This window comes from Cupriavidus sp. NPDC089707 (genome assembly GCF_044748965.1).
Lineage (GTDB): Bacteria > Pseudomonadota > Gammaproteobacteria > Burkholderiales > Burkholderiaceae > Cupriavidus.
Window position 1 is genome coordinate 36,430 of sequence record NZ_JBIVHB010000008.1, and the last position, 26,950, is coordinate 63,379.

Genomic DNA, 26,950 nt, shown 5'->3' on the forward strand with positions numbered 1-26,950 from the left:
GGCTGGAAGTGGCTTCAATGAGCTGGAAGGTCTGGCAAGAGGTTGAGATGCCATACCCCTCGTTCACACTGAGGACATCATAGCCCAGTCTGTAGAAATTTTGTTCTGTTTTGTTATTTGTGCGAAAATAATTTCTATTCATCACTTGGATCTGGCTGCGCCGGAACCGTCGCCTATCTTCCTTCCCCGACACCGCTCATGAGCTCTGACCAACCCTACGCCAACGCCGATGCCTTTCTGGCCGCCATGCAGAGCGGCTTTCCGTCGCTCAGCAAGCAGCTGAAGGCCATCGCCCAATACGTGGAGGCCAACCGCGAGCGGCTGGTGCTGGAGGGCGTCAATGACATCGCCCGGCAATGCGACGTGCAGCCGTCCGCGATCATCCGCTTTGCCAAGCATTTCGGCTTCTCTGGCTTCTCGCAGATGCAGCGGCTGTTCCGCGACGGCGCCGCGCGCCAGTTGGCGCCCAACCCGAACTACCAGGACCGGCTTCGCGACCTGATCCGCACAAGCGAGGGGCCGCTGTCAGGCAGCGGCATCGCGCAGGAAGTGATTGCCGGGAGCATCGAAAGCCTGGAAGCGTTGCAGCGCGGCGCGGCCGACATGCCGTTCGACCAGGCGGTGGAACTGCTGGTGCAAGCGCCGTCGGTATGGCTGATGGCCTCGCGTCGGGCCTTTCCGGTGGGCGCGTACCTGGCCTATGCCCTGCAGCACACCGGCAAGCCGATCCACTGGCTCAACGGCCTCGGGCAGATGCAGCAGGGGCAGTTGCGCGCGCTCAAGCCCGGCGATGTGATGATCGCGGTGTCGTTCGAGCCGTATGCGCAGGAGACCTTGCTGGCGGTGCAGGATGCCGCGGCGCGCGGCGCTCGCATTGTCGCCATCAGCGATAGTCCGCTGAGCCCGCTTGCAGACCATGCGGAGGTGCTGCTGCCGGTGCAGGATGCGGCAACGTTTGGCTTCCGCTCGCTGACCAGTACGCTGTGTCTGGCGCAGTCGTTGTTTCTGGCATTGGCGTATCGGATGGAAATCGCCTACACGCAGCCGTCGGCCCCGACAGTGGCGGTCACGGCGCCGCGCAAGGCAGTGACCAAGCCGACGTAAGCGGCTTTTCCGTTGGCTGGCCGACTACGTACCGAACAGCCGCTGAATTCCGCCGCGCAGATGCGATTTCATCGCCTCGGCCGCCGCCTGGGCATCGCGGGCGGCGATGGCGCGCTCAATCGCGGCATGCTCGGCGCGCACGTGCAGGGTGTGCTGCTGGACCGGACGGTCCGACAGCTCGCGGATCAGTTGCACGCTGTAGCGGGTCTGCTCGGCCAGCGCGGCCAGCGTCAGCATGTAGAAGCGGTTGTGGCTAGCCTGCGCGATAGCCGCATGGTAGGCGATATCATGCTCGATGCCCGGCTGGCCGGCGGCGATGGCACGCTCCAGCGCTTTGCGAGCGGCCCGGATTGCCGTCATTTCGGGTTCCGCGCGGCAAGCGCGACCATCTCGCTCTCCAGGTTGCAGCGGAACTCAAGGAAACTTCGCACATCGGCGATAGAGGTCAGCGGCCCGAACGGAACCACCTGGGGCGGCGACCCGACGAAATTGCCCGAACCCTTGCGCGCATAGATCAGCCCTTCGGCACGCAGCCGCTCCAGCGCCTGGCGCAACACCGGCCGCGAGACCCCGAAGCGACCGGCCATCTCCAGCTCGCCCGGCAGCCGCGTGTCCCTTGGAACCGTCTTCAGCATCTGCCGCAACTGGAGATAGACACGCTCGCTCAACGGCTGGTTTGAAAGAACTGGACTAGTGTCGGGGTGCAAGTACCCGAGCAGAGAGCAAGGTGAGCTAGCGCCCGCTGACTTTCCTTTCCATGCGCTGCCCAATGCGCGTTGCACGCCGCATATCTCCGGCTGGACCGATGGGCTGCTCCGGCGACGCTACGCCTTCATGGCAGACAATATCGAGCGGTTGCGCACGGGCGCCCCGCTCCTGAACCTGCAACACTAAGCAAGGCCGGTAAGCGTGGCGTGCCGGCCCTGCTGGGACCGGGTGTCCCTTCACTCCGTGCCAAAACCAGATTTCAACTCGGCGCGCAGGTAGTCAACGAAAACACGCACAGTCCTGGGCAAGTATGGACTGTAGGGGCGGATTGCAAACAATTGGTCGCCGAAGGACCCCACGGGTCGCCATTGAGGCAGGACCTTGACGAGCTTCCAATCCGCCAAATCTGCTTGCGCAGTGAAATCTGGCAGCAATGCTATGCCTAATCCGCCAACTGCCGCTTCCCGAAGCGCTTCACTGTTATTCGCGGCGAAGCTGCCACGAATCGACACGCTTCGACGGGCTCCCGCACCACTCTTCCGGGTCGACTCAAAGCTCCATGTAGGTGTATCGCCACGTCGAAAATAGTGCAGGCATGTATGTTGTGCAAGGTCTTCGGGTTGTTCAGGCGTACCGTGACGCCGCAAGTAGTTGCTCGTGGCCACTAGCACGGAATGTGTGCGACACAGCGACCATGCAACATGCGTGTCCGGTGCGGTCGAGGAATGTCGTACCGCCAGGTCGAAGCCCTCTTGCGCCAAGGACGTGAAGCGGTCGGACAACTCGAGCTCAATTCGCATATCCGGGTAGCGCCGAAGGAACTCCGGGATGCGAGGAACTATCTGCTGACGCCCAAGCGCGACTGGCGCAGTCACACGCAGAAGCCCTCAGTATTTAGTGACGCACAAGGGGAAGTCGCCCGCGGCATCGATATCATCGAGTTTGCTTGCGGCATCCCGCAACTGCTTAAGGGTGATTTCACAGACCAAGTCAGCACGGGCATGGATAACTGGACCATGCGCCAGCCGCTGGGCGTCCTCGCGGGCATCACTCCTTTCAACTTCCCGTGCATGGTTCCTTGCTGGATGTTCCCCATTGCGCTCGCCGCCGGGAACACCTTCGTACTGAAGCCGAGTGAACGGGATCCCAGCGCCAGCCTGTTCATGGCCAAGTTCCTCGCGGAAGCCGGCCTGCCGAAAGGCGTGTTCAATGTCGTCCAAGGTGACAAGGTCTCAGTCGATGCGCTGATTGAGCACCCAGAAGTGCGCGCGGTAAGCTTCGTCGGCTCGACGCCCATCGCCCACTACATCAGCGAACGCGCGGCTCATCATGGTAAGCGCGTCCAAGCCCTGGGCGGCGCGAAGAATCATCTGGTGGTGATGCCGGATGCGGATATCGATCAAGCCGTGGATGCGCTCATTGGTGCTGCCTACGGTTCCGCAGGCGAACGCTGCATGGCGATCTCCGTCGCTGTGCTGGTTGGCGATGTCGCCGACAAAATCGTCCCTCTGGTTGCCGAACGCGCTCGCAACCTTGTCATCGGCAACGGTATGGACGCTACCTCTGAAATGGGCCCCATCGTTACCCGACAAGCGCTTGAGCGTATCGAAGGGTATGTGGCCCTGGGCCTTGAGGAAGGCGCCAGGCTGGTCGTCGACGGTCGCGGCTTGCGCGTAGTCGGCCTCGAGGAAGGCTTCTTTACCGGCGGTACGCTGTTCGACAACGTCACGCCTGAGATGCGCATCTACAAGGAAGAGATCTTCGGGCCAGTTCTGGCGTGCGTTCGTGTCAAGGACTTCGCTGAAGCTGTTTCCCTGATTAACGCTCACGAGTTCGGCAATGGCGTCTCCTGCTATACGCGAGACGGCGGTGTGGCCCGCGAGTTCTCGCGACGCATTCAGGTCGGCATGGTCGGCATCAACGTACCTATTCCCGTACCGATGGCATGGCATGGCTTTGGGGGCTGGAAGCGCAGCCTTTTTGGCGACACGCATGCATATGGCGAAGAAGGGGTTCGTTTCTACACCAAGCAAAAGTCGGTCATGCAGCGTTGGCCGCAGAGCATCGGCAAAGGCGCTGAGTTTGCAATGCCGACAGCAAAGTGATGGCAAGACGCCCCATCCGTTGAAAGCACGAACAGTGGCTAGCGCTCGTGTCCAGGCATAGGGGTCCGGTGCAGAGCGCTCCAATTGCAGTTGTCAGACTAACAGTGCGCCGATCTTGAGTTGCGTTTTGTCGAGGACATAGGTGGGAGTCTTTTGCACAGCGTGGCCACGGCCGCGTGACTGAACTACGCACCGACGACTGGCGCCGCGTGCTGGGAGTCAGCCTCAATTTCCGGCCTCGCGGGCGATAATGACATTGCGGCCTATGCTTCAGCCAAGGGTGGGGTGGTGATCTTGACTCGCACGCTGGCGCTCGACCACGCCCGCGCGCGTGCGGGGCGCCGCATGGAATGAAGTTGCTGAAGAGCGCGATGTACATGTCGGACACGTGATAGTAGCCGATCCCGCCATACCCGCCGAAGCGAGGCCGGCGACCGGCTACGAAGTCGATGTATGGTTCGGCGTGGTGGGCCCGCGCAACCTGCCGCCGGAAGTGGCCACTCGCCTGTCACAGGAAATCACGCGCATCGCCCAGGACAAATCCATGCGCGACAAGCTGGTGCAGGCGGGAGCGTCGCCTCTGACGGCAACGCCGGACTAGTTCTCACTGCTGATCCGCAAGGATACGGAGAAGTGGGCCAAGCTGGTGAAGAATCAGGGGCAAGTATCGACTGAGTTGGCTGAGGGATCGAGGTTAAGGATCGAGGTCGAGGGCCGGCGCCATCCACCGGCTGAGAATGGTGGATGGCGGCGTTTGCTGACTCTAGTTTGCCCGCCCCACGTGTCTACGGCGCGCGCGCCGCAGGCCGCGTGTCGCGCACTGAGGTGGGAGCCGGGTACACATCGTCACCGGTAGCGATTGGCTCGCGCGGCGGAGGCGGTGTTGCCCTGGTATCCCTCGGCACGCCCTCGCATCCCGCCAAGCCAAACGACAGCACGGCAATGACGGCGCCCCCGGCCAGCGCGCAGCGCATGGCGTCGCCTACGTGTGAGAATAAGGTGCGGAACGGCATTTGACGGCCCTTCAAGACAGCATTTTGTCTCTAGCTTAGTCCATTGGCGCACAACTAGACACGGGAACTCAACCTTCCACTCACGCTTGCGCTGTTGGGCCGCCTAATCCAGGATGCATTCCATGCAAGGCGCATACGCGCTAGTGCGCGTACACAGCCTCCCAGGTCTTGAATCCCTTCACTTCAATCGGGTTACCGAAGGGGTCGATGAAAAACATCGTCCACTGCTCGCCCGGCTCGCCTTCGAATCGAATTTGCGGCGTCAGTACGAAATTCGTACCGGCCGCCGTCAGGCGGTCGGCCAGCGCGCGCCATTCAGGCAGCAGCAAAATGATGCCGAAGTGCGGCATCGGCACGAGAGCATTGCCGACGCGCCCAGTGCGCGCGGTCTCGAACGGCTTGCCGAGGTGAAGCGAAATCTGGTGACCAAAGAAATCGAAGTCGACCCAGGTGTCGGTGCTGCGTCCTTCCTTGCAGCCAAGCACGCCGCCGTAGAAGCGGCGCGCCTCCGCGAGATCGGTGATATTGAACGCCAGGTGGAAGACAGATTGCGTCATGATTAGTCAGGTGCTGGTTTAGCGGATAGTGGGATTATGCGCGATCGCCGCGCCGGATGACGGTACCGGCACGCGTGCCGGTGGTGGCCCCGTCACGCCATGCCATGTTTCCATTCACAAAAACACAGGCGATTCCGATGGCTTGCGCCACCGGCTGCTCGAACGTCGCCGTATCGATGACGCTCGCGGCATCGAAGACCGTGATGTCGGCGAAATTGCCTGCGGCAAGTACTCCACGCCCGGTCAGGCCGAAATGACGAGCCGTGAGGCCGCTCATCTTGTGGACCGCCGTCTCCAACGGAAACAGTCCGACATCACGGCTGTAGTGGCCGAGCACGCGCGGAAACGTCCCCCACAGTCGCGGATGCGGCACGGGATCGTGGGGCAGCCCGTCGGAGCCGATCATTGTCTGCGGAAACGCGAGGATGCGCCGGACATCGGCCTCATCCATTAGAAAATAGATTGCGCCCGCCGGCTGCAGCGCATCGACAGCATCCTCCGGTGACAGCCCCATCGCGGCGGCAATCGCGTCGAGATCCTGGCCTGCATACTCGGGATGCGACTGCGAGCGCGTCACGATGACGCGGCTCGACACGGCGAGACGGTCCTTGCGCAGGATCGTAGAGCCTGCCTGGTATGGATAACAATCGAGGCCGACGCGGCGGTGGCGCATTGCCTGGGTGAGGTGGCCAAGCGTTTCCACCGAGCGCCCGTGATTCTTCGGTCCGATCAGCTTGTGGTGTGACACCACGGTGCCGGCCCTGCCCGCTGCGCCGATCGCCACGGCTTCGTCGATGGCTTCGCACACGCGATCGCCCTCGTCGCGAATGTGGCTGGCATGCACGCCGCCGAAGCCTTGCAGCGCCGTGGCGATGCGCGCCATTTCACTGGTCGGGGCGGACGCGGCCGCCGGATAGGCGGCGCCGGTCGACATGCCGCGGCCACCGCTGATCATGGCAGCGCGCAGCAGCGCCTGCATTGCAGAAATCTCGGCGTCGGTCGCGGCACGGTCCGCCCGGTCCATCACGGCCACGCGCAAGGTGGTGTGGCCCACCAGGCAGGCCGCATTGACGGCAGGCGCGGCACGCTCAAGCGCATCGAGGTAGTCCCCGAACCCAGGATAGCGAAAGGTCGACGGGTCATCGCCCAGCAGGTCCAGCGGCGGCGGAACGGCCTGCCCCGGCGCCGCGGACCACGGCGCCAGGCTGATGCCGCAATTGCCGGTGACAACCGTCGTCACGCCCTGGCTCAGCTTGGCCGGCATCAGCGGATTCTGCATCAGGTAGCGGTCATCGTGCGTATGCGCGTCGATGAAGCCGGGCGCGACGATGCTGCCACGCACGTCAAGTTCGCATCGCCCGCGCGACCCGGACAGGTCGCCGATGGCCGCGATCCGTTCACCGTCGATGCCCACGTCGGCCTCGAAGCGCGGCGCTGCGGTGCCGTCGATGACCGTGCCGCCGCGCAGCACTACGTCGAAATCGGCCATGAACGTCAATCCACGGTCGCGCCCGACGCGCGGATCACCGCGGCCCACACCGGACGCTCCTTCTTGGCCAGGTCGAACAGTGCGCTGCGCGGGCCCGTGGTGACCTCGTAGGCCATGTCGGCCAGGCGCGCCTTGATGGCGTCGGCGTTGGCCGCCTTGTTGAACGCGCGGTTCAGCAGGTCCAGGATCTGCGGGTCAGTGCCAGCGGGAGCGACGTAGCCGGTCCACGCCACGGCCTGGTAGTCCTTGAGGCCGCTTTCGGCCATCGTCGGCAGTTGCGGCAGACGGCTGTCGCGCTGCCTGCCGGTCACGGCCAGCGGCACGACGCTGCCATTTTTAAGGTAAGGCGAGATCGACGTGATGTTCTCGAACACGAGATCCACCTCACCGCGCAGCACCGCCAGATCGGCCTCCGGCCCGCCTTTGTACGGGACGTGCGTGATCGACACCCCGGCCATCGACTTGAACATCTCCGCGCTCAGATGTCCCGTGGTGCCGTTGCCGCCAGACGCCACCGCCAGCTTGCCAGGCGCGCCCTTGGCCTTGGCCACGAGCTCGGCGACGCTCTTGACGCCAAGGTCCTTGCGCACCGCCAGCACGTTCTGCACGAAGCCAGTCAGTGCCACGGGTGCGAGCTGCTTGTCGGCGTCATACGGCAGCTTCTTGTAGAGCGACTGGTTGATGGCCAGCGTCGCCACATTGGCAAAGCCAATCGTATAGCCGTCGGCCGGCGCATTGATAACGGCCTGCGTGCCGATAATGCCGGACGCGCCCACGCGGTTCAAGACCACGATTTGCTGGCCGATGTCCCGGCCCACCGCATCGGCCAACAGGCGCGACACGATATCGGGCGTGGTGCCGGCGTTGAACGGCACGATCAGCGTGATCGGGCGGTCGGGATACGCAGCTAAGGCGTGGGCGGACAGCAGCAGCGACACGGCGGCGAATGCCATGCGCGCGAACGCGCGGAACGGGGTGGACTTGAGAGTCATGACAGCAATTCCAATATCAGCGGGGGTTGGCATTCATCCGGCGCGCCTAATACGCGCCGACATGGGCACGGATGTCTCAAGTCACGTGCGGAGCGGCTGCAGTGGGCTGCAGCATCGTTTGTAGAACCGGCAGGTCGATATTCCCGCCTGACAGCACGAGCACTGCATCGCGTCGCGCCAGGTCGATCCGGCCCGCAAGCAGCGCCGCCAGCGCCACGGCGCCACCGGGCTCCACGAGCAGCCGCAACTCTTCGAGCGCGAAGCGGATCGCGGCGGCAACCTCGTCATCGCTGACCGCAAACGCCGCATCGAGATAGCGGCCATTGATCGCGAAGGGCAGTTCGGCTGGCGTGACCGCCTGCAGGGCATCGCACAGCGACGCCGCGCCCGGTGCATTGGTCTCGCGCCGTCCGCTGCGCAGCGAGCGGACGGTGTCGTCGAATGCAGCAGGCTCAGCAGCCACGAGCTTCGTGCCAGGGCTCATGGCCTCGATCGCGAGGCCGCAGCCGGCCAGCATGCCGCCGCCACCGCACGGGGCGGCAAACGTCCCGAGGTTCCGGCGCGCCGCCTGCGGCAGGTCCTGCAGCGCCTCGAGCGCAAGCGTGCCTTGCGCCGCCAGCACATCGGGATGGTCGCCGGGTGGCACGAGCGTCCCGCCGGTCTCGTCGAGCAGCCGCATGCCGATGGTCTCCCGGCTTTCGCGGCGGCGGTCGTAATGCACGACCCGTGCGCCCTGCGCCAGCGCACGTTCCACCTTGTTGCGCGGTGCATCGGCTGGCATCACGATCGTGGCATCCGCGCCGAGCTGCTTGGCGGCCCAGGCGATGGCCTGGCCGTGATTGCCCGTCGAATACGCGATCACGCCACGCGCCCGCGTGGCGGCGTCCATCGCCAGCAACGCGTTGAGTGCACCACGCGCCTTGAACGAACCCGTGACCTGCAGGCATTCCGGCTTGATCCAGACCGGCGCGCCGGCCACCGCGTCAAGCCTGGCATTGCGCAGCAGTGGTGTCCTGACGATGTGCGGAGTCAGCGCCCGCGCGGCCCGTTCGACATCGGCGAATACAGGCACGCGCATCTCGCCCAGCATTTCGTGGTGGATCGTGGCCGGAAGCGCCGGCCTGGCCTTGGCTTGGATCGTTTGCATGGACAGCCCCTTCAGACCGACGCGGGCGTCCATACCGGCGGCGCCTCGCTGGCGGTCTGTGCCGTGATGCGGCCATAGGCCTCGACCCGGCGGTGCAGCCCGAAATTGAAAACCGTGGAACGGCCCAGTTCGCAGAGGTCGAGGTTGCAGTCGGCCACGACCAGTTCGTCATCCCAAGTGGTTGCCTGCGCCAGGATTTCGCCCTGCGGGTTGACGATGATCGAATGGCCGAACATCTCGTGACCGTCCTCGGTGCCGGCCTTGGCCACGGCTACGGCAAACGTCGCGTTCTGATAGCAGCCGGCCTGGATCGACAGCTGCGAGTGGAACACGCGCAGATGATGGGCCTCGAAGCCGCGGTTCTCCTGGTTCATGCTGGGCGTGTTGTAGCCAAGCATGACCAGTTCCACCTGCTGCAGGCCCAGCACCCGCCACGATTCGGGCCAGCGCCGGTCGTTGCAGATCATCATGCCGACGTTCACGTCGACTTCGCCGATCGGCGCGCGCGTGACCGGGAAGCCGAGATTGCCAATCTCGAAGTAGCGCTTTTCTAGATGCTGCACCTTGCGATGCGCCGCATATTCGGCGTGACCGGGTAGATGGACTTTGCGGTACTTGAGTACGATCTCGCCGGAAGGCGCGATCACGACCGAGGTATTGAACCGGCGCTTGCGCACCACGCCGGTCTCGTCCGGCTCAAATGCGATTTCCGCATAGCCAAGGTACACGGTCAGCCCATAGCGGCGGATCGCATCGAACAGCGGCTGCGTGGCCGGCGACGGCAGTTCGGTCTCGTACCAGCCGTCGGCTTCGTCCAGATCCTCGTGATACCAGCGCGGAAAGAACGTGGTCAGCGCCAGTTCGGGGAACACTACGACCTGCGCCCCACGCTGGTGCGCGCGTTCGAGCAGCCGCACCATGCGACCGACCGCGACATCGCGGCCTTCGTGTTTCTGGATGGGGCCAAGTTGGGCAGCCGCTGCGGTGATGAGTCTGGTCATGAATCGGGGGTGCTGGGAGCATCAGGCGTTGAAGACAGGTCCAGTGTAGGGAGCGCGCCAACGCGCTGAAAGCGCCCGACCCGCGCGCCACGCAGCGTTGCCCGGCTTCGCATCCGGCGCGTCATGCCCTTGATTGACAAGGCAAAAACCGGCGCGCTTCGTGTCTTCGCCACGCACATCCCATAACCGCGCGTTATGGGTCCTGGACAAAGGTTGATGCCGCTGCGCGCGCCGTCGTCGCAACGCTGCCACACTCAGGCCGGGCGCCGTTCGAGCAGGTGCGACAGTGTCGCAACAAAGCCCTTGGCCAGCGTCGACATGGCCTGTTGCCGCGGGTGGATCAGGTAGATCTTGTGCGTGAGTGCGGGGCGGATCGGCTTGAGCACGATATCGCCCGCGCCTTCCGGCGTGTATCCGAACGACTCCATCAGGGCCAGGCCAACGCCTTCGCGTACGAGCGCCATGGCCTCGGGTGTCGAGCGGATCTCGATATCGGGGGCGAGCGTGCCGCGCTCCGACGTCAGGAACGGCGCCGACAGCCTGCCGAACGGCGTATCGGCGCCGTAGCCGATAAAGGTGGAACCGCGCAGGTCGTCGACGGTCAGCTCGCCGCAATCGGCCAGAGTGTGGCCGCGCGGTACTGCGCACATGATGTTGCCTTCGCCGATCTCGCGCGCTCGCAGTTGCGAGCCGTCGGGCGGCGCCATCGACGCGATGCAAAGGTCAGCCTGTCCCTGCTCCACGAAAGGCAGCAACGCGTCGAACGGCAATGGCCGGTAGTGAACGCGTACCGACGGATGCCGATGCCGGAATCGCTGGATCGCGCGCGGCATCAGCCATTCGCTGTAGCTCGGGCTCGACACGATCGACAGCTTTCCGTCGCCATGCTCGGCCAGGCTGGCGGCCACGGCGTTAAAGCGGTTCACGCCATCGAGGATGGGCCGGACCTCGGCAAACAGCCGATGGGCTTCAGGCGTGGGATGCAGGCGGCCGCGCTCGCGGTCGAACAATGCGAAGCGCATGCGCGCTTCGATCGTGGCCAGTACACGGCTGATGGCCGGCTGCGAAACGCACAGCATGCGGCCGGCTTCGCTGAGCGAGCCGGCCACCATGATTGCGTGGAACACTTCGATCTGCCGCAGGTTCAGAGGCGTGACGGATGGCCTGCGTGGCGGTGGAGAGGAGGACATGCGAGGACAGTAGTACGGCTCAAGACCGCCAGGCCGAAGCAAGATCCGCGCCACCGGGTATAGCGAACTACAGTGCCGCCATGGCCGCGAGCGCCCCATCCAGCATATTGCGCAGCACCGGCTGCACGCGCGCCGCGGCATCCGGCAGGTACGGGAATGGCGCCTGCTCGTCCATATAGACCGCCTGCATCATTTCGAGCTGGATCGTATGGACGCCGTTGGCCGGCTGGCCATAGTGACGCGTGATATGGCCGCCCCTGAAACGCCCGTCAGCCACCCAGGTGAACGGACTGCCGGCCGCCGCCGCGATCAAGGCTTCGCGCATGGCCGGCGCGCAGCTTGCCCCGCTGTGGGTGCCGATGTTCAGGTCGGGCAGCCTGCCTTCGAACAGCCGCGGCAGCACGCCCGCGATCGAATGGGCCTCCCAGACCAGCACATTGGCGTGCTGCTCGCGCAAGCGGGCAATCTCGGCGGCGAGCGCGTCGTGGTACGGCTGCCAGAAGTCGCGCTTGCGCGTGTCGATCTCTTCGGCCGAAAGACCATCGCCCTGGGCATAGAGCGGTTCGCCGCGGAAAGTCTCGGTCGGGCACAGCGTGGTGGTGGTCTGCCCCGGATACAGGCTGCTGCCGTCGCCGGGCCGGTTTACGTCGATCACATAGCGCGAATAGTTGGCCTCGACCACCGATGCGCCCCGCTCGGCCGCAAACGCGTAGAGGCGCCGCAGATGCCAGTCAGTATCGCTGCGCTGGAGCGCCACGGGAGTCAGCCGTGGCTCAAGCCAGTCGGGCAGCAGCTCGCCACCGTGCGGAATCGAGACGATCAGCGGCAACCGGCCCCGCGTCACCTTGCAAACGGGCGGGTTCATGCCTGCACCTCCATCGCGCGTTGCGCCGCCCCCTGGCGGCGGCGCGCCCAAACCGACGGATCGAGCATATGTTCTGGCTGGCGGCCGGCAAGCACGTCGATGACCTGCGCGGCGCACTGGCTGGCCGTGTCAGCCAGCGCCTCCTGCGTCGAGCCGGCCTGATGCGGGCTCAGGACGACATTGGGAAGCGTGGCCAGTGGCGACGAGATCGGCAACGGCTCGCGCTCGAACACATCGAGTCCCGCGCCAAACAGCCTGCCCGAGCGCAGTGCATCGACGAGCGCCGGCTCATCGACCAGTCCGCCGCGTGACGTATTGACCAGGATCGCGCCCGGCTTGATCGCCGCCAGCGCTGCGGCATCGATCGTGTACCGCGTGTCGGGACGCAGGGGGCGATGGAGCGAGACCGCGTCGGATACCGCAAGCAATGCCTGCAAGGTATCGACGCGCGCTGCGCCATGCGCGGCCACCTCGGCTTCGTCGACACGCGGCGACCACACTACCACCTGCATGCCGAACCCGGCACGCGCCATCCGGGCGACGATCTGGCCCGTACGGCCAAAGCCGACAATGCCAAGCGTCTTCCCGTACAACGAGTGCATCGGCACGGTATATCGATGCTGCCAGTCGGAGCGCCGCGCGGCCGCATCGGCCTGTACCGTGCCGCGCGCCACGGCCAGCATCAGCATCATCGTGTGCTCGGCCACGGCCCGGACATTTGCAGCGGGGGTGGAAACCACCGGAATACCGCACGCATGGGCATGCGCCACCGCGATCTTGTCGGTGCCGGTGCCGTGGTTGCTGATCACGGCCAGGCGCGGTGCGGCGTCGATCGCAGCGGCCGGGAGGCCTTCGCGGACGATCACCGCATCGACATCGCGGACTTCGGCAATACGTTCGGTTTCGTTCGTGGCGGTGCTGTGGCGCACTTCGATGCCCGCGGCGCGCATGCGTTCGGCGCCAATCGGATGAATCGGCTGGGTAATCAGGCAGACTGGCATGGTTTCAAAGAGACAGTAGAAAGGGGGGCACCGGCCCGTGCGCCCAGCACGCTGGCAAGCACGCGCGTGGCCTGTGAGAAATCATCAAGCCGCATCGACTCGTCGGGGTTATGGCTGCCGTTGGCATTGCGGACGAACAGCATCGCGGCGGCCACACCCTGCGCGGCAAACAGCGCCGCGTCGTGGCCCGCACCGCTGGGCATGGCACGTGCCGCCACGCCGTCCTGCGCCGCGGCATCCGCCAGCATGGCCTGTAGCGCCGCATCCATTGCGGCCGGCGCGCTGGACGTGGCCGCGCCGAGGTCGATGTCCACGCGGCACGCCTGCATGATCTCGATCCGTGCGGCCTGAACCGCCGCATCCATCGCATCGAGCGTGGCACGGCTGCGCGAGCGCATGTCGATGCTGAAATCGACGCGTCCCGCCACCTTGCTGAAATCGGCCTGCGCCGCATCGGTCATGCATTGGCCCACCGTAACGGTCAGCTCGTGGCCGGCAGCCTCGAGCGCCACCCAGGCGCGCTGCAACGCCGTGACGAGCATGGCGGCCGCCACCACGGCATCGCGGCGGTGACTGCGGGGCGTGGCGCCCGAATGCGCATACTGGCCGCGGATTGTGGCGTGCCGGTAGCGCTGGCTGCCGCAGATGCCGGTCACCACACCAAGCACATCGGCGCTTGCGTCGAGCACGGGGCCCTGTTCGATATGGAGTTCGACAAAACAATCGATATCGGCGGCATGCAACTCGGGGATTCCGGCCGCAACCTTGCCAGGGTCGCCGCCCGCTGCACGCAGGTGGTCCGCCAGCGTACGGCCGGTATCCGCGCGGCACAGCTCCAGCGCGCTGGTATCGAGCAGACCGAAGGCGGCCTTGCTGCCGGCGTAGGACACGGGAAACCAGGCGCTTTCTTCCGCGCGGACGGCCATCACGGTCACGTCGCGTTCCGGCACCACTCCCGCGCGGCGCCAACCTGCCAGGATCGCCAGCCCGGCCACCACGCCGGCGGCCCCGTCGAAGTTGCCGCCACGCGGCACGGAGTCGAGATGCGAGCCGGTCATCACAACCGGCGCGATGCGGTCGCGTCCCGCCAGGGTCATATAGAGATTGCCGGCGGCGTCGCGGCGCACTTCCAGCCCGCGCGACTCGGCTGCCGCAGCGACCAGCGCATGGGCCGCGTTCTCGCCCGCGCCATAGCTGTCGCGCGTAATGCCCACACCGTCGTGGCTTTGCTCGGCCAGTTGCGCGAACAGCGATGCCGCCAGCGCGTGATCCGGTTCCGCTGGCAGGCTCATGACGCCTCCATCGCTTCGGCTTCCGGCACGTTCGACGGCTGCACGGCGTGTGGATCCCATGCCTTCCCGGGCATTGCCTCGATCAGTCTGCGCGTGTAGGCATGGCGCGGCGATTCGAAAATCTCGGCGGGACTGCCCTGCTCCACCACGCTGCCACGGTGCATGACGAGCACCTTGTCGCAGATCTGCGCGGCCACGCGCAGGTCGTGCGTGATGAAGATCAGCGCAATGCCAAGCCGCTTCTGCACGTCGGCCAGCAGCTTGAGCACCTGCGCCTGCACCGAGACATCCAGCGCCGAGACCGACTCGTCGGCCACGATCAGGCGCGGCTCCATGGCCAGCGCCCGCGCAATACCGATACGTTGGCGCTGGCCGCCCGAGAACTGGCTCGGATACCGGTCGAAGGCGCTGGCCTCCAGCTCCACCAGCTTGAGTAGCTCACGCGCGCGCGCCTCGGCCTGGGCACGCGGCACGCCGCTGGCGATCGGTCCGTCGCCGAGGATCCGGCCCACGGTATGGCGCGGATTCAGCGAGGCGAACGGGTCCTGGAAGATCATCTGGATATGACGGCGCAGCGGGCGGAACGCCTGCTCGGTCATTGGCGCGATATCGCGCCCTTCGAATGCCATCACGCCGCCGTCGTTGGCGGTCAGCTTCAGCAGGCACTTGCCGATCGTCGACTTGCCCGAACCCGACTCACCGACAATGCCCAGGGTCTCGCCGGCGCGGATGTCGAAGCTCACGTCCTTGACGGCCTCGACCACGCGCTTGCGCTGGAACAGGCCACCGGGCGTGGTGTAGGTCTTGCGCAGCCCTTCAACGCGCAACACCGGATAGCCATTGGGGTCTTCCGCAGGCGCCGCGGCCGGCGGGCGGTGCGACGGTACGCTGCCGATCAGCCGCCGCGTATACGGATGCACCGGCCGGTTCAGCACCTGTTCGGCCGGCCCCTGCTCAACGATGCGGCCCTTCTCCATCACGATCACACGGTCGGCGATCTCCGCCACGACGCCGAAATCGTGTGTGACAAACATCACGCCCATGCCCTTTTCCTTCTGGATCCGGGCGATCAGCGACAAGATCTGGGCCTGCGTAGTCACGTCCAGCGCCGTGGTCGGCTCGTCGGCAATCAGCAAGGCCGGTTCGAGCGCAAGCGCCATGGCGATCATCACGCGCTGGCGCTGCCCGCCCGACAGCGCGAAGGGATAGGCATGGCACAGCGACGGCGGATCGGGCAAGCCCACGAAGGCCAGCAGTTCGAGCACCCGCCCGCGGCGCGCCGCAGGATCGCGCTCGCCATGCACACGCATGACTTCGGCGATCTGGTCACCGACCCGGTGCAACGGATTCAGCGCCGACAGCGGCTCCTGGAAGATCATCGCCATGTCCTTGCCGCGCATGCTGCGCAGCGTGGCTTCATCCTGCGTTAGCAGGTCGCGGCCCTGGAACAGGATCTGGCCCGACTCGGGCCTCAGGTAGTTCGGCAGCAGGCCCATGATCGCGTTCGCGCTCATCGACTTGCCCGAGCCCGATTCTCCAACGATGCAAACGAGCTCTCCCGCGCCGATATCGAACGTGGTGTCGCACACGGCATAGGGTCGGTCACCGCCCTTGGGCAGGGCGATGCTCAGGTTGCGGATCGACAGCAGCGGCGCCTTGTCTCGGGATTCAGTCATGGGTCAGCTTCCTCGCTTGCGCAGTTGCGGGTTCAGGGCGTCCTTGAGCCCTTCGCCGATCAGGTTGATTGCGAGCACCGTCAGCATGATTGCGATGCCGGGCCACAGGCTCATCCAGGGGGCCTCGCGCAGCATCGTGCGCGCGGCACCGATCATGAAGCCCCAGCTCATCAGGTTGCGGTCGCCAAGACCAAGGAAAGACAACGCCGACTCGGTCAGGATTGCCGTCGCTGTAATGAGCGACGCCGTGACGATGACGGGCGACGCGGCATTCGGCAGGATCTGCGTGAAGATGATCCGTGCCGGCGATTGCCCGATCACAACGGCTGCCTGCACAAATTCGCGCTCCTTGAGCGTCATGAACTCGGAGCGCACCAGCCGCGCCACGGGTGGCCACGACACGATCGCGATTGCACCCACGATCGAATAAAGCGAGGGCTTGAAGATTGCCACCAGCACCAGTGCCATCGCGAGCTGCGGAATGGTCTGGAAGAACTCGGTGCCGCGCATCAGACAGTCGTCGGTGCGGCCGCCGTAGTAGCCAGCCAGCGCGCCGACCACAATGCCGATCAGCACGGCAACCAGCGTCGAGATCACACCGATCATCAGCGAGACGCGGGCGCCATAGGCAATGCCCGCGGCGATATCGCGCCCGAGCATGTCGGTGCCCAGCGGATAGGCGCTGTCCTGGAACGGCGCCAGCAGCGGGTCCGCCACCATCATCCACGGCGGATCTTCATAGAATGTGGTTGCCAGTGCCGCGGTCACCATCACGACGAGCAGCAGCACCAGGCCCACGGCCGCGCCGCGGTTGGCGCCAAAGGGTTTCAGTAAGGACATCTTGCAGCTCCTCAGGCCCGGCTAATGCGCGGGTCGATCAGGCGATAGACCAGGTCGGTCAGCAGGTTGAAGACGACCACCATCGTCGAGGTGACCAGGAATACGCCCAGCAGCAGCTGGTAGTCGCGCTGGATCAGCGCATCGAACATCAGCCGGCCGATGCCCGGCCAGCCGAACACGGTCTCGGTCAGCACGGCGCCCCCGGCCATCTGGCCGAGCTGGATCCCGGCGAACGTCACCACGGGCAGCAGCGCATTGCGCAAGGCGTGGCGGCGGATGGTCTCGCCAAGCGGCACGCCCTTGGCGCGCGCGGTCTTGATAAAGTCCATGCCAAGCACTTCGAGCATCGACGCGCGGGTCAGCCGCGCGTAGACGGCCATGAAGAAGCAGCCGAGCGACACCGTCGGCAGCACCAGGTGGTGGGCGATATCGCACACGCGCGCCCAGCCCGACAGGTTGCCGCCCACCGCCTCCATGCCATACGGCGGCAGCCAGCCGAGATGGAGCGAGAAGAACAGGATGGCCAGCAGTGCAAGCCAGAACTGCGGGGTCGCATAGATCAGCAGCGATCCCGTCATCAGCACGCTGTCGAGCCAGGTCCGCCGTCCCGCATAACGCGCACGCGACGCAATGACGCCGAACAGCACGCCGAATCCCAACGCAAACACGAACGCACACGACATCAGCAACAGCGTGGCCGGCAGCCGGTCGAGGATCAGGTCGAGCACCGGCAGGCGCTCGCGATACGAGTAGCCGAGGTCGAGATGGGCCACGCCCCAGAGATAGCGGCCAAGCTGCACCGGCAGCGGCTGGTCAAGGCCGAACTCCTTGCGCAGTTCTTCCACATAGGCCGGGTCTGACGCGCCGGACTCACCGGCCAGCACCGCGGCCGGGTCGCCGGGCGCCATGCGCACCAGCATGAAATTGATGATGACCACGCCCAGCACGACGAACAACGCCTTGCCTAGCCTGGCGATCAGGATGGAGAGTGCCTTTTCCACGCGATCGTATCCTTCTTGGGACTGGAACATCCGATGCACCGCCGCCTTGGCGGTGCATCGTCCTGCAACGGGCATTACTTGCTGAGGTAGACGTCGGCGAAGGTGTCGTTCAGGCCGATGGCCGTCTGGATCAGGTTGTGCACCTTGCCGCTATAGAGCGTGGGCAGCTCCATCTCGAACAGGTATCCGTTGGCCACCTCCTGCACCAGCGTCTTCTGGATGTTCGAGTAGAGCTGCTGCCGCTCGCTGTCCGACGTTGCCGCGGCAGCCTTGTCCCACAACGCATCCATGGCCGGGTTCACATAGCCCTGGTTGTTCACGAAGGCCGAGCCCTTGACCTGGTTGCGCGCAAGGTAGAGCCGGGACACACCGAGGGCCGGGTCGCCATACTGCGACGTGAAGCTGAACGTCAGGTCGAAGTCGAAGTCGGACACGCGCTTGGCCCAGGTGCCGGCATCGGCGGACTCGATCTCGACCTTGAAGCCGAGCTGCTCCAGGCACTGGTGCGTGTACTCGCCGAGGCGGTCCCACGTTGCGCCGTACGGATAGGACAGGATGCGGATCGTGTGCTTCGACGGATCGATGCCCGACTCCTTGATCAGCGCACGCGCCTTCTTGAGGTCGAAGCCGTAGGCCGGCACCTTGCCGTCGTAGAACGGCGTCGTCGACGAGATCGGGCCGGTGGCCACCTTGCCCAGCCCGAAGAAGATGCTGTTCACCACGAACTTGCGATTGATGGCCTCCATGATGGCTTGGCGCACCTTCACGTTGTTGAACGGCGCCTTGCGCTGGTTCATCTGGATATAGGCCAGCTTCGAGAACATCTCCCAGCCCTTGGTCGTGTACTGCACGTTCGGCAGCGCGCGCAGACGCTTGATATCGACGTTGTCCACGTCGCCGGCGCTCACCACCTGCACGTCGCCACGCTCGAATGCCACGGCGCGCGATGCGGCATCCGGGATCACGTTGAAGACGATTTCGTCCAGGTAGGGCTTGCCCTTCTGCCAGTAGTTCGGATTGCGTGCGAGCACGATGTAGGCGCCCTTCTTCCATTCCTTGAACATGAACGGACCGGTGCCCACCGGCGTCTGGTTGGCCGGGTTCTTCGCGTAGTCGGTGCCGTCATAGATGTGCTTCGGCACCATCGGCATGTTATCGCTGACAAACGACTTCAGGAATGGCGCGAAGGGCTCCTTGAGCGTGATGACCACCTTGTTCGGGCCCTGCGCTTGCACGGACTGCACGAACTGGTCGATCACCACGCGGGCGCGCGGGTGTACCGTGCGCAGGAACTTGTCGATCGAGAACACCACGTCGTCGGACGAGAACGGCCTGCCGTCGTGCCACTTGACGTTCTGCTGCAGCTCGAACGTGTAGACCTTGCCATCCGGCGAGATGGTCCACGACTTGGCCAGGCCCGGCTGCGGCTTCATGTCTGGCGACCACGTCAGCAGGCTTTCGTAGATCTTGCCTGCCACGTACTGTGTGGGCGTCTGCTGGTTCAGGCCCAGCATCAGCGTGGGCGGCTCAGGCTGGGCGATGGCGCGCAGCGTGCCGCCGCGGGTCTGGGCGTGGGCAGTGGCGGCAACGCCGAGGGTCAGGGCGAGCGAACATGCAGCGATCTTGAGCAGACGCGTGGCGGACAGGGGCAGCTTGGAGGACATGGATCGGTTACCTGTGGAAGCGGGGGAAATTAAAGCGGTTGGACGGCGATGCCGTCGGCTGCGAGGGCCTTGCGGATACGTTCGGCGAACAGCACGGCGCCGGGCTGGTCGCCGTGGATGCACAGCGTGTCGGCCGCGATCGGCACCGACTTGCCGGACAGCGCGAGCACGCTGCCATCGAGCACCATGCGACGAACCTGGGCGATCGACGCCTCGACATCTTCGATCATCGCGTGCGGCATCGAGCGCGGCGTCAGCGTGGCATCGTCCTGATAGGAGCGGTCGGCATAGACCTCGTTGGCCACGCGCAGGCCCGCGGCCTTTGCGGCCGCGGCCATATTGGCGTTGGCGACATAGATCAGCGTGCCGGGCACCACGTCGCGCACGGCCTCGGCCACGGCGGTGGACAGCGCGGCATCGCGGGCAGTCATGTTGTAGAGGGCGCCATGCGTCTTCACGTGGTGCAGCGGTACGCCAGCGGCGCGCGTCACGCCGAGCATGGCACCCACCTGATAGACGGTCAGCGCGTAGACCTCGGCCGCGCTCATCGCCATCGCGCGGCGGCCAAAACCCTGCAGGTCGGGCAGGCCCGGGTGCGCGCCGACGGCGACGCCGGCATTGGCGGCAGCTCGCACCGTGGCCAGCATGACGTCGGGATCGCCGGCGTGAAAGCCGCAGGCAATGTTGGCAGACGTGACGTGGCGCAGGATCGCTTCGTCGTCGCCCATGCGCCAGGCGCCAAAGCTTTCGCCCATGTCGCAGTTGATATCGAGAGTCGGCATCGATTGGATTCCTCGTGTTCCTCGTGTTATTGGGGGGAAAGGCCTAGCAGGTGTGCGGCGTCGAGGGCGACGGCGCGCAAGCGGTCTTCCGTGGCAAGCAGTTCGCGTTGGGCGGCCTCGGCCGTCACGGCGCGGAACCGCAGCGCTGTGCCCGGCATGGCCTGGGCCAGCCGCGGCAGGTCAGCGCTGATCACGTAGGCGATCTTCGGGTAGCCGCCCACGCTCTGGCGGTCGGCCATCAGCACGATGGGGGCGCCGCGGGGCGGCACCTGCACGGTGCCGAAGCTGACCGCCTCCGACACCATCTCGAGCGGTGACGTCAGCGCAAGCGCTGGCCCCTCGAGGCGATAGCCCATGCGGTCGGACTGGCTCGAAACCGTGAACGCCGCCTGCTCAAAGGCCTTGCGTGCCGCCGGCGTGAAGCGTTCCCACTGCGGACCGGGCAGGAAGCGCACCGTCTCGCCGCCATCTCCCGTGGCGCAGCCAAGTGCGCCAGCGGGCTGAGGTGCCGCCACCCACGACATGGCGCTCTGGACCATCATGCGGGCGAGGGGCAGCATTTCGCGGTATGGAGACGCCACGGCGACGCGGTCGCCGGCGCGTAACGTGCGGCCCTCCACGCCGCCGAACTTCGCGCGCATATTGGTGCTGCGGCTGCCCAGCACCGCTTCCGGTGCAAAGCCGCCGCGCACGGCGAGATAGGCCCGCGCGCCACAACGGCAATGACCAAACGCGACCGGGACATCATGCCGCACCATCACGGGGCGATACATTGGCAGCGGAACACCCCCCACCGTCACGGCGATGTCGGCGCCCGTCACGGCGATCAGCGTGTCCTGAGAAAAGCGAACGGTCGGACCTTTGAGGGTAATTTCAAGCGCGGCACTTTCCGGTTCGTTGCCGACCAGCACATTGCCCAGCCGGTGCGACCACTCGTCCATCGCCCCATTGACCGGTACGCCGAAGCGCTGGTACCCATAACGCCCCCCATCCTGGAGCAACGACAACATGCCCGGCCGTTCCACGCGCATCGTATTCATGGCCGTGGCTCCAGCATGGCGTCGAACTCGGCCGGCGAGATCGGCACGAAGCGCAGCTGGTCGCCGAGTTGCAAGCGCGTTGGCGGCTGGCGGTCGACGTGGAACAGGTTCCACGGTGTGCGGGCGATCACATTCCAGCCACCGGGTGACGCGTCCTGATAGATCGATGAAATGCCATTGGCAATCGCCACCGAGCCGGCCGGGACCAGCGTGCGCGGCGTACTGCGGCGCGGCACGTTCAGGCGCGGATGCAAGGGCCCGGCAAACGGATTGCCAGGCGAGAAGAAGAATGTATAGAGCACCAGCGGCGTTGCGCTGTGCAATCGGATCACTTCATCGGTGTCGATCTCGCAGGCACGCGCCACGTCGTCGAGGTCAGGCCCATATTCGCCGCCATAGCAGGCCGGCACTTCGACCAAGCGGCCGGCATGGACAACGGCCGGCACGCCGTCGACCAGCACGTCCCGGATACGCGCCGACAGCTGCGCGAATGCGGAACCCTTGTCGCGCGGGAACATCTCCGGCCGGTAATGCACGGCGATCGTGGTGAACGCGGGCACGACATCGCGCACGCCATTCCATCGCTGCCGCAGCAGCCATTCGGTCACCGCATGCACGGTCTGGCTGACCGCCACGCTGACCTGATCGCCCAAGCGGATCTGCAGGCAACGGTCGCCGACCGGCTCGATGCGCCAGTCCGTCAGCCCCATCGTTGCGCCGTCTGGTTGCGCAATGGCCATCACGGGCGCTCCAGCGCGGCGCAAGCGCCTACGATGCGCTCGCACGCGGTGCGCAGGCGGTCGTCGGACAAGGCATACGCGAGTCGAACGAAGGGCGCCAGGCCAAAGGCCGAACCGGGCACGACGGCCACGTTGACGGCATGGAGCAGGTACATCGCGAAGTCGGTATCGGCTTCGATGCACGCGCCATCGGGTGTGCGCATGCCGATCGCCGCGCTGCAGTCCACATAGAGATAGAACGCCGCGGACGGACGGCCCATGGTCAGCACCGGCGCGGCATCGGCAAGGATCGACAGCGCCAGGTCACGGCGCGCGCGCAACCGGCCACGCCAGCCATCGAGAAATTCCTGTGGACCGTCGAGCGCGGCCACCGCGCCGGCCTGGCTGATCGCGCTTGGATTGCTGGTGCTTTGCGATTGCAACAGCGCCATGGCTTTCACCAGCCAGGCGGGACCTGCCGCGTAGCCCAGGCGCCAGCCCGTCATCGCATAGGCCTTCGATACGCCGTTGATAGTGAGCGTGCGGTCGCGCAAATCGGGCGCCGCCTGCGCAAACGACACGAACACGCCATCGAACACGATCTCTTCGTAGATCTCGTCCGACATCACGAGCACATCGGGATAGTCGCGCAGCACACGGGCCAGAGCGCGCAACTCGTCTACCGAGTACAGGGCCCCCGAAGGATTGCAGGGCGAGTTAAGCATCACCCAGCGGGTACGCGGCGTAAGCGCCTCACGCAGCGCCGCGGGCGTGAGCTTGAAATCGTCCGCGGGCGCGGCGGTGACCAGCACCGGCGTGCCGCCCGCGATGTGCACCATATCGCTGTACGACACCCAGTAGGGTGCCGTGACCGCGACCTCATCCCCTGCATCGACGGTCGCCAGCAATGCGTTGAACAACATCTGCTTGGCACCCGTGCCGGCGATGATTTCTGCATCGTCATAGTGCAGACCGTTGTCGCGTGCCAGTTTTCGTGCAATCGCCGCCTTGAGTTGGGGCGTACCGGCCACGCTGGTATAGCGCGTCTGGCCGGCAATCATTGCCTCGATCGCGGCCAACTGGATATGGGCGGGCGTGTCGAAATCGAGTTCGCCCTCCGACAGGCTGATGACCGGCTTGCCCGCGTCGGCAAGCCGCCTGGCGGCTTCGGACATGGCGCCGGTGGCGGAAGGACGCGCCATAGCGAGGCGCTGGGAGAGACGGGAAGCAGAAGGAGTCGGCATGAAAATCGCGTGTTGTCATACCGGCATTCCGAATGAATGCCATTGGTATACCACTGGCATTCAAGCAAACCCCGTGCCATACTTCGCTGTATGACGAAAAAAACTGCCCTCGCCTATTCAGCGCCCGCCATGGAGACCCTGCCCGACGCCGATCCGCTGGCCGACGAGGTGCCGAAGGAACGTGCGCTCGGCAACCTTGCCTACGAGGCTGTGCTCGACTTGCTGGTTTCCGGTGAACTGCATCCTGGAGACCCTATCCAGGAGCGCGCCCTCGCCAGCAAGCTCGGTTTCTCGCGCACGCCACTGCGCGAGGCCTTGCATCGGCTCGAAGGCGAACGCCTGCTCGAGCGTGGGGCAAACGGCCGCCTGTTCGTGCGGCAGGTGACCGTGCAGGAAATTCTCGAAGCCCTGCATGTGCGCCGCCTGCTGGAACCCGATGCCGCGGCACGCGCGGCGGGTCAGGTTCCCAAGGCGGAACTGGCGAGGCTGCGCCAGCGAGTGGAGGAACTGCTCGAGCACAACGAGCCAGGCAATCCGGAGCACCAGGTGCTCGACGCCGACTTGCACGGTGTCATCTGCAAGTACTGTGACAACGAGATGCTGGCCAGCATCATTGCGGAAGTTCGACGCAAGACGCGCATGTTCTCGCTGAAACGGCTCGACAGGCGCCTGGGGCCCGTCTGTCATGAGCACCTGGCCATGATTGGCGCGCTTGAACGCGGCGATGCCGAGGAAGCGGCGGCCCGCACCGCCGAGCACATCGATAATATCCGCGCGTCCATTATTGAGAAGCTTGCGCGGTGGTAGGCTCGCGTACAGTGCCAGCATTGGTATATGCGCACCTTTGTGACCCGACTTCGAGTGTTGCAATCTTTGCTGAGGCAGCGCTTCAAAATGCAACAGATTGGGCCGCAATGCGGAGTTTTGGGCCACAGTTCGGGTCGTCAAAGCAGGAAACGAAGCGCGCCCAAAATCCTCTGAGCTTCCGGTAGTGGACACGCGAACAGCGTGAACTGCTGCCGGATCACGCGCTCTTCGCGCTCAGGACTCCCGACAACGAGCGCGCGGGGGCGCGTCAGCATTTGAAGTGTCGGAACCGTGCCGATTCTGAAGACGGTGGTGCAGCGCTCTCGCAGCTGATCAACATCATTTGCCGCGGGTTTTCCTCATCCGCGCCGGCTAAGTCAGCTTCCGCGGCGACTCGCAGATAGACTTGCCGTGAGACAACGGCGATGATCACAGTGATGGCACCGACGCCGAGTGCTCGGACAGCGATGCGGAGGTATGGCGCCATGGCCAAAATTAAGCTGTATAAGCAAGAGGCGATGGGCAGCGAGCCTACACGAGGCTGTTTCGCGACGATGTCACGCCTTGGCGGGATTGACACGATCCATTTTGCTGCGGCGGTGGACTGATGCGTTACGTGACACCGCATGGCGGTGCTGAAAAGTATGTCCCGGAAATTGATTGAAGCCTTACCGAGCGGCCACTACTGGGCCGTGCCTCACGCCCCCTTCCCGCTGGACGGTAGCAACGGCCACGATGAGGTGTTTCCCGGTGCCCATTGCATCAGCGACGGCAAGTGGGTCACTTTCTACAAGAACGGCGAGGAAGTCTGGGCGTGCAATGCCCTGTATGCCGCTGCGCATTTCGATTTTTCTGCCCTGCCCAACGCCTGCGCACCGACCGCCGGCTGAGGTGCCGGCGGCGCTGGCAGACACCCCTGCCCTTCTCCCCCAATCAAACATAACGCCCCGGCAATCAGCAAAATTTCGCTCTACGGACGTTATGTCAAAGAGGCATTTGTAAGACGTGTCGGGCGCATACTCAACAATCGCGGTCGGCCCCGGGGCCTGAACTTCGAACCGGCTCAGTCATCGGACCGGGTCGGTTGTGAAAAACCCTTAACAGAAGCGGCCATTGTGCCTATCCGCTCGCCGAACTCTCTTCGTCGACACCCACTACCACAATTCAGTGCAGCCAGGACCTCCGCATCGTTGTCCGCCCGATCACCAAAAAAACAGCCGCACGCTATAAGCTGCTATAAGCCTAACCGCTCAGCGTTCAACTAGCTCGGCGACAGAAAGGGATTGATCACCGTCAGCCGGCCGAATATAACCTGGCCATGCTGCATGTCCTCGCTGAAGAGCACCTCGCATTGCTCGCTCAGCGCGAACGCCACGATGCACGCGTCATAGAACCGAAAACCGTACTGCTCAGCTATGCGCCGGGCTTCCTTGTGGATGTCCAGCCTAACTGGCACGACTTCGCAGAACGCCTCCACATCGCCCATCAAGGCATTGATCTCACGCCACTCAAGGTTCATCTTCCGCCACAGCACCAGCGTGACTTCGTTCATGACTTGTGTGCTGATCACTGGCTTCGGCTCACACAACAGAATCGCCTCTGCCCTATTCGCCTTCGCTGCGTCACCTGAGAACAGGTACGCGATGACGTTGCTATCGACTGCAACCCGGCTGGGAACCTCAACGCTCATTCAACGATTCCCGGTCGAATTTGAAATCGGCGGGTAGACGCCCCCGATAGCTGCGCAGGCGGGCGATACGCTCGCCCACAGTTGGCTTCCTGCTTACAGAGAACGCTCCGGACTGGTCGGCGTAAATTTCGATGTCATCGCCCTCCTTTAGACCGAGCGCCTCGACGACGCTAGCGGGCAGCCGGACGGCAAGGCTATTGCCCCATTTCGCAACTTGCATGATCCACTCCTTGGATATACACGGTTAATATTGTATATCCAAATAGAAAAAAGACAAGTAACGCCCTTCGCTGGCACTTGGCGAGATGGCCTCTGGGCATCAAGCGCTTAATTCGGCACTTCATAGGGGTCAATCGGTTAAATCCACGGCGTCGTTCCCAGACGCGCAGCTACCATCAAGCCATCTCGACCGTACGGTCTCCCCGCCGTCCGACAGGAAGGTCACCGTTTGACTGGGTTGCAGACCTTCACGTAGAAGGAATTCCACATACGATCGGCCGGCCGGGGCTCCGAGCTGCGTACGTAGGCAAAACTATGACCGGCATCCTGATCCCGTAGTGGACTTCCCGACGATCACCTCAAACCAGCCGTCCTGGCGGCGCCGGTGGCTGGCCAGGCGAAGGTAGCCGCCGTCAATGCCGACCGCGCGGATCGGACTGGGCTCGGGGATCTCGGGCGAGCGGACGCTCGCGGCCACGTCCGCCTGCTGCCGGGCGTCGGTGGCCTGTTCGGCTTCCAGCCGGCGACCGAGCGTGGTGACCTGGCGCCGTGGCCCTTGCAAGCCAACTGCGCACCGCACGTGGGACAAACGCTGGTCCGGGCAACTGCCTCGGCAACCTGTGCCGCGACCATCGTGCGCTGCAGCCGACCCAGCAATGATTTCGCCTCCTCCAGATGCAGGCCCAGCGAGCCCACATCAAGGCCGTCTCTCTCGAACTGCGCTATTTCGGTGATGGTGGCTGGTTCGCTGGTTCGTCTCCCTCATCGTGCACTACGAGTTGCATGCTGATACGCATGGCCGCC

25 protein-coding genes and 3 pseudogenes are annotated in these 26,950 nt (G+C 64.8%); 5 read left to right on the forward strand and 23 right to left on the reverse strand.

What is annotated here, in order from left to right:
* The first annotated feature begins 198 nt into the window (after window positions 1–198).
* Window positions 199–1,104: a MurR/RpiR family transcriptional regulator gene (locus ACIP1U_RS14885; protein WP_400316165.1), complete on the forward strand. Its 906-nt coding sequence runs from the start codon at window positions 199–201 to the stop codon at window positions 1,102–1,104.
* Between the two features lie 24 nt (window positions 1,105–1,128).
* Here the strand turns inward: ACIP1U_RS14885 and ACIP1U_RS14890 are convergent, their stop codons facing one another.
* From ACIP1U_RS14890 to ACIP1U_RS14900, 3 genes and pseudogenes are all read right to left on the reverse strand, one after another.
* On the reverse strand, window positions 1,129–1,464 hold the full coding sequence (locus ACIP1U_RS14890; protein ID WP_400316166.1) for an FCD domain-containing protein: 336 nt from the start codon (window positions 1,462–1,464) through the stop codon (window positions 1,129–1,131).
* On the reverse strand, window positions 1,461–1,886 hold the full coding sequence (locus tag ACIP1U_RS14895; protein WP_400316168.1) for a FadR/GntR family transcriptional regulator: 426 nt from the start codon (window positions 1,884–1,886) through the stop codon (window positions 1,461–1,463). The genes ACIP1U_RS14890 and ACIP1U_RS14895 overlap by 4 nt, the downstream gene beginning before the upstream one ends.
* Window positions 1,887–2,048: 162 nt before the next feature.
* Window positions 2,049–2,699, reverse strand: a pseudogene (locus ACIP1U_RS14900) (substrate binding domain-containing protein); the annotation flags it as partial.
* A 3-nt stretch (window positions 2,700–2,702) separates the two neighbouring features.
* On the opposite strand from ACIP1U_RS14900, the pseudogene ACIP1U_RS14905 reads away from it, so the two are divergent.
* Window positions 2,703–3,917 (forward strand): annotated as a pseudogene (locus ACIP1U_RS14905) (CoA-acylating methylmalonate-semialdehyde dehydrogenase); the annotation flags it as partial.
* Between the two features lie 388 nt (window positions 3,918–4,305).
* Window positions 4,306–4,518: a hypothetical protein gene (locus ACIP1U_RS14910; RefSeq protein ID WP_400316170.1), complete on the forward strand. Its 213-nt coding sequence runs from the start codon at window positions 4,306–4,308 to the stop codon at window positions 4,516–4,518.
* 552 nt (window positions 4,519–5,070) lie between these two features.
* Here the strand turns inward: ACIP1U_RS14910 and ACIP1U_RS14915 are convergent.
* The 17 genes from ACIP1U_RS14915 to ACIP1U_RS14995 all read right to left on the reverse strand — a co-directional run bounded on the left by ACIP1U_RS14915 (window position 5,071) and on the right by ACIP1U_RS14995 (window position 23,388).
* Window positions 5,071–5,487, reverse strand: coding sequence for a VOC family protein (locus tag ACIP1U_RS14915; protein ID WP_400316172.1), 417 nt, complete (start codon window positions 5,485–5,487; stop codon window positions 5,071–5,073).
* Between the two features lie 34 nt (window positions 5,488–5,521).
* The gene (locus tag ACIP1U_RS14920) at window positions 5,522–6,976 is read right to left on the reverse strand and encodes an amidohydrolase family protein (RefSeq protein ID WP_400316174.1); all 1,455 of its coding nucleotides are present in this window, start codon (window positions 6,974–6,976) and stop codon (window positions 5,522–5,524) included.
* Window positions 6,977–6,981: 5 nt separating this feature from the next.
* Window positions 6,982–7,968 (reverse strand): Bug family tripartite tricarboxylate transporter substrate binding protein, encoded by a 987-nt coding sequence (locus tag ACIP1U_RS14925; RefSeq protein ID WP_400316176.1) that lies wholly within the window; start codon window positions 7,966–7,968, stop codon window positions 6,982–6,984.
* Window positions 7,969–8,044: 76 nt separating this feature from the next.
* Entirely contained in the window at window positions 8,045–9,148 is a 1,104-nt protein-coding gene (locus ACIP1U_RS14930; protein WP_400316178.1) for a threonine/serine dehydratase, read from the reverse strand.
* Window positions 9,127–10,116: an N-carbamoyl-D-amino-acid hydrolase gene (locus ACIP1U_RS14935; RefSeq protein ID WP_400316180.1), complete on the reverse strand. Its 990-nt coding sequence runs from the start codon at window positions 10,114–10,116 to the stop codon at window positions 9,127–9,129. Before ACIP1U_RS14935 ends, ACIP1U_RS14930 begins: the two co-directional genes overlap by 22 nt.
* 254 nt (window positions 10,117–10,370) lie before the next feature.
* Window positions 10,371–11,306 carry a LysR substrate-binding domain-containing protein gene (locus ACIP1U_RS14940; protein WP_400316181.1) on the reverse strand — a complete coding sequence of 312 codons (936 nt, stop codon included), beginning with the start codon at window positions 11,304–11,306 and terminating at the stop codon, window positions 10,371–10,373.
* Window positions 11,307–11,373: 67 nt separating this feature from the next.
* Complete coding sequence (gene hutG / locus ACIP1U_RS14945) at window positions 11,374–12,171, reverse strand: N-formylglutamate deformylase (RefSeq protein ID WP_400316183.1); 798 nt, start codon at window positions 12,169–12,171, stop codon at window positions 11,374–11,376.
* A complete protein-coding gene (locus ACIP1U_RS14950) occupies window positions 12,168–13,172 on the reverse strand; it encodes a hydroxyacid dehydrogenase (protein WP_400316185.1) in 1,005 nt (334 codons plus the stop codon). The genes hutG and ACIP1U_RS14950 overlap by 4 nt, the downstream gene beginning before the upstream one ends.
* The gene (locus ACIP1U_RS14955; protein ID WP_400316187.1) at window positions 13,157–14,464 is read right to left on the reverse strand and encodes a Zn-dependent hydrolase; all 1,308 of its coding nucleotides are present in this window, start codon (window positions 14,462–14,464) and stop codon (window positions 13,157–13,159) included. Before ACIP1U_RS14955 ends, ACIP1U_RS14950 begins: the two co-directional genes overlap by 16 nt.
* Window positions 14,461–16,140, reverse strand: coding sequence for an ABC transporter ATP-binding protein (locus tag ACIP1U_RS14960; protein WP_400316189.1), 1,680 nt, complete (start codon window positions 16,138–16,140; stop codon window positions 14,461–14,463). Before ACIP1U_RS14960 ends, ACIP1U_RS14955 begins: the two co-directional genes overlap by 4 nt.
* A gap of 3 nt (window positions 16,141–16,143) precedes the next feature.
* The gene (locus ACIP1U_RS14965) at window positions 16,144–16,980 is read right to left on the reverse strand and encodes an ABC transporter permease (protein WP_400316190.1); all 837 of its coding nucleotides are present in this window, start codon (window positions 16,978–16,980) and stop codon (window positions 16,144–16,146) included.
* 11 nt (window positions 16,981–16,991) lie between these two features.
* Window positions 16,992–17,981 (reverse strand): ABC transporter permease, encoded by a 990-nt coding sequence (locus tag ACIP1U_RS14970; RefSeq protein WP_400316192.1) that lies wholly within the window; start codon window positions 17,979–17,981, stop codon window positions 16,992–16,994.
* Between the two features lie 74 nt (window positions 17,982–18,055).
* The gene (locus ACIP1U_RS14975; RefSeq protein ID WP_400316194.1) at window positions 18,056–19,645 is read right to left on the reverse strand and encodes an ABC transporter substrate-binding protein; all 1,590 of its coding nucleotides are present in this window, start codon (window positions 19,643–19,645) and stop codon (window positions 18,056–18,058) included.
* Window positions 19,646–19,674: 29 nt separating this feature from the next.
* Window positions 19,675–20,427, reverse strand: a complete 753-nt coding sequence (locus ACIP1U_RS14980) for a LamB/YcsF family protein (RefSeq protein WP_400316196.1) — start codon at window positions 20,425–20,427, stop codon at window positions 19,675–19,677.
* A gap of 26 nt (window positions 20,428–20,453) precedes the next feature.
* Complete coding sequence (locus ACIP1U_RS14985) at window positions 20,454–21,467, reverse strand: biotin-dependent carboxyltransferase family protein (protein WP_400316198.1); 1,014 nt, start codon at window positions 21,465–21,467, stop codon at window positions 20,454–20,456.
* Complete coding sequence (gene pxpB, locus ACIP1U_RS14990; protein ID WP_400316200.1) at window positions 21,464–22,207, reverse strand: 5-oxoprolinase subunit PxpB; 744 nt, start codon at window positions 22,205–22,207, stop codon at window positions 21,464–21,466. The genes ACIP1U_RS14985 and pxpB overlap by 4 nt, the downstream gene beginning before the upstream one ends.
* A complete protein-coding gene (locus ACIP1U_RS14995; protein WP_400316202.1) occupies window positions 22,207–23,388 on the reverse strand; it encodes a pyridoxal phosphate-dependent aminotransferase in 1,182 nt (393 codons plus the stop codon). The genes pxpB and ACIP1U_RS14995 overlap by 1 nt, the downstream gene beginning before the upstream one ends.
* A gap of 171 nt (window positions 23,389–23,559) precedes the next feature.
* Between ACIP1U_RS14995 and ACIP1U_RS15000 the strand changes: the two genes are divergently transcribed.
* Both ACIP1U_RS15000 and ACIP1U_RS15005 read left to right on the forward strand, forming a co-directional pair.
* Entirely contained in the window at window positions 23,560–24,237 is a 678-nt protein-coding gene (locus ACIP1U_RS15000) for a GntR family transcriptional regulator (RefSeq protein ID WP_400316204.1), read from the forward strand.
* A gap of 626 nt (window positions 24,238–24,863) precedes the next feature.
* Window positions 24,864–25,127 carry a hypothetical protein gene (locus ACIP1U_RS15005; RefSeq protein ID WP_400316206.1) on the forward strand — a complete coding sequence of 88 codons (264 nt, stop codon included), beginning with the start codon at window positions 24,864–24,866 and terminating at the stop codon, window positions 25,125–25,127.
* A 371-nt stretch (window positions 25,128–25,498) separates the two neighbouring features.
* Here the strand turns inward: ACIP1U_RS15005 and ACIP1U_RS15010 are convergent, their stop codons facing one another.
* From ACIP1U_RS15010 to ACIP1U_RS15020, 3 genes and pseudogenes are all read right to left on the reverse strand, one after another.
* The gene (locus ACIP1U_RS15010) at window positions 25,499–25,927 is read right to left on the reverse strand and encodes a PIN domain-containing protein (protein WP_400316208.1); all 429 of its coding nucleotides are present in this window, start codon (window positions 25,925–25,927) and stop codon (window positions 25,499–25,501) included.
* Window positions 25,917–26,147, reverse strand: a complete 231-nt coding sequence (locus ACIP1U_RS15015) for an AbrB/MazE/SpoVT family DNA-binding domain-containing protein (protein ID WP_400316210.1) — start codon at window positions 26,145–26,147, stop codon at window positions 25,917–25,919. The genes ACIP1U_RS15010 and ACIP1U_RS15015 overlap by 11 nt, the downstream gene beginning before the upstream one ends.
* A 165-nt stretch (window positions 26,148–26,312) precedes the next feature.
* Window positions 26,313–26,943: pseudogene (locus tag ACIP1U_RS15020) on the reverse strand (ISKra4 family transposase); the annotation flags it as partial.
* Window positions 26,944–26,950: the final 7 nt, after the last annotated feature.

What these genes read in the sequence shown, in the direction of transcription:
- ACIP1U_RS15000 (WP_400316204.1), top strand. Translation starts at nt 23,560, where the DNA reads ATGGAGACCCTGCCCGACGCCGATCCGCTGGCCGACGAGGTGCCGAAG.
- ACIP1U_RS14935 (WP_400316180.1), bottom strand. Translation starts at nt 10,116, where the DNA reads ATGACCAGACTCATCACCGCAGCGGCTGCCCAACTTGGCCCCATCCAG.
- ACIP1U_RS14920 (WP_400316174.1), bottom strand. Translation starts at nt 6,976, where the DNA reads ATGGCCGATTTCGACGTAGTGCTGCGCGGCGGCACGGTCATCGACGGC.
- ACIP1U_RS14940 (WP_400316181.1), bottom strand. Translation starts at nt 11,306, where the DNA reads ATGTCCTCCTCTCCACCGCCACGCAGGCCATCCGTCACGCCTCTGAAC.
- ACIP1U_RS14980 (WP_400316196.1), bottom strand. Translation starts at nt 20,427, where the DNA reads ATGCCGACTCTCGATATCAACTGCGACATGGGCGAAAGCTTTGGCGCC.
- ACIP1U_RS14950 (WP_400316185.1), bottom strand. Translation starts at nt 13,172, where the DNA reads ATGCCAGTCTGCCTGATTACCCAGCCGATTCATCCGATTGGCGCCGAA.
- ACIP1U_RS14890 (WP_400316166.1), bottom strand. Translation starts at nt 1,464, where the DNA reads ATGACGGCAATCCGGGCCGCTCGCAAAGCGCTGGAGCGTGCCATCGCC.
- ACIP1U_RS14995 (WP_400316202.1), bottom strand. Translation starts at nt 23,388, where the DNA reads ATGGCGCGTCCTTCCGCCACCGGCGCCATGTCCGAAGCCGCCAGGCGG.
- ACIP1U_RS14885 (WP_400316165.1), top strand. Translation starts at nt 199, where the DNA reads ATGAGCTCTGACCAACCCTACGCCAACGCCGATGCCTTTCTGGCCGCC.
- ACIP1U_RS14985 (WP_400316198.1), bottom strand. Translation starts at nt 21,467, where the DNA reads ATGAATACGATGCGCGTGGAACGGCCGGGCATGTTGTCGTTGCTCCAG.
- ACIP1U_RS14930 (WP_400316178.1), bottom strand. Translation starts at nt 9,148, where the DNA reads ATGGACGCCCGCGTCGGTCTGAAGGGGCTGTCCATGCAAACGATCCAA.
- ACIP1U_RS15015 (WP_400316210.1), bottom strand. Translation starts at nt 26,147, where the DNA reads ATGCAAGTTGCGAAATGGGGCAATAGCCTTGCCGTCCGGCTGCCCGCT.
- ACIP1U_RS14975 (WP_400316194.1), bottom strand. Translation starts at nt 19,645, where the DNA reads ATGTCCTCCAAGCTGCCCCTGTCCGCCACGCGTCTGCTCAAGATCGCT.
- ACIP1U_RS14955 (WP_400316187.1), bottom strand. Translation starts at nt 14,464, where the DNA reads ATGAGCCTGCCAGCGGAACCGGATCACGCGCTGGCGGCATCGCTGTTC.
- ACIP1U_RS15005 (WP_400316206.1), top strand. Translation starts at nt 24,864, where the DNA reads ATGGCGGTGCTGAAAAGTATGTCCCGGAAATTGATTGAAGCCTTACCG.
- pxpB (WP_400316200.1), bottom strand. Translation starts at nt 22,207, where the DNA reads ATGGCCATTGCGCAACCAGACGGCGCAACGATGGGGCTGACGGACTGG.
- ACIP1U_RS14915 (WP_400316172.1), bottom strand. Translation starts at nt 5,487, where the DNA reads ATGACGCAATCTGTCTTCCACCTGGCGTTCAATATCACCGATCTCGCG.
- ACIP1U_RS15010 (WP_400316208.1), bottom strand. Translation starts at nt 25,927, where the DNA reads ATGAGCGTTGAGGTTCCCAGCCGGGTTGCAGTCGATAGCAACGTCATC.
- ACIP1U_RS14960 (WP_400316189.1), bottom strand. Translation starts at nt 16,140, where the DNA reads ATGACTGAATCCCGAGACAAGGCGCCGCTGCTGTCGATCCGCAACCTG.
- hutG (WP_400316183.1), bottom strand. Translation starts at nt 12,171, where the DNA reads ATGAACCCGCCCGTTTGCAAGGTGACGCGGGGCCGGTTGCCGCTGATC.
- ACIP1U_RS14925 (WP_400316176.1), bottom strand. Translation starts at nt 7,968, where the DNA reads ATGACTCTCAAGTCCACCCCGTTCCGCGCGTTCGCGCGCATGGCATTC.
- ACIP1U_RS14965 (WP_400316190.1), bottom strand. Translation starts at nt 16,980, where the DNA reads ATGTCCTTACTGAAACCCTTTGGCGCCAACCGCGGCGCGGCCGTGGGC.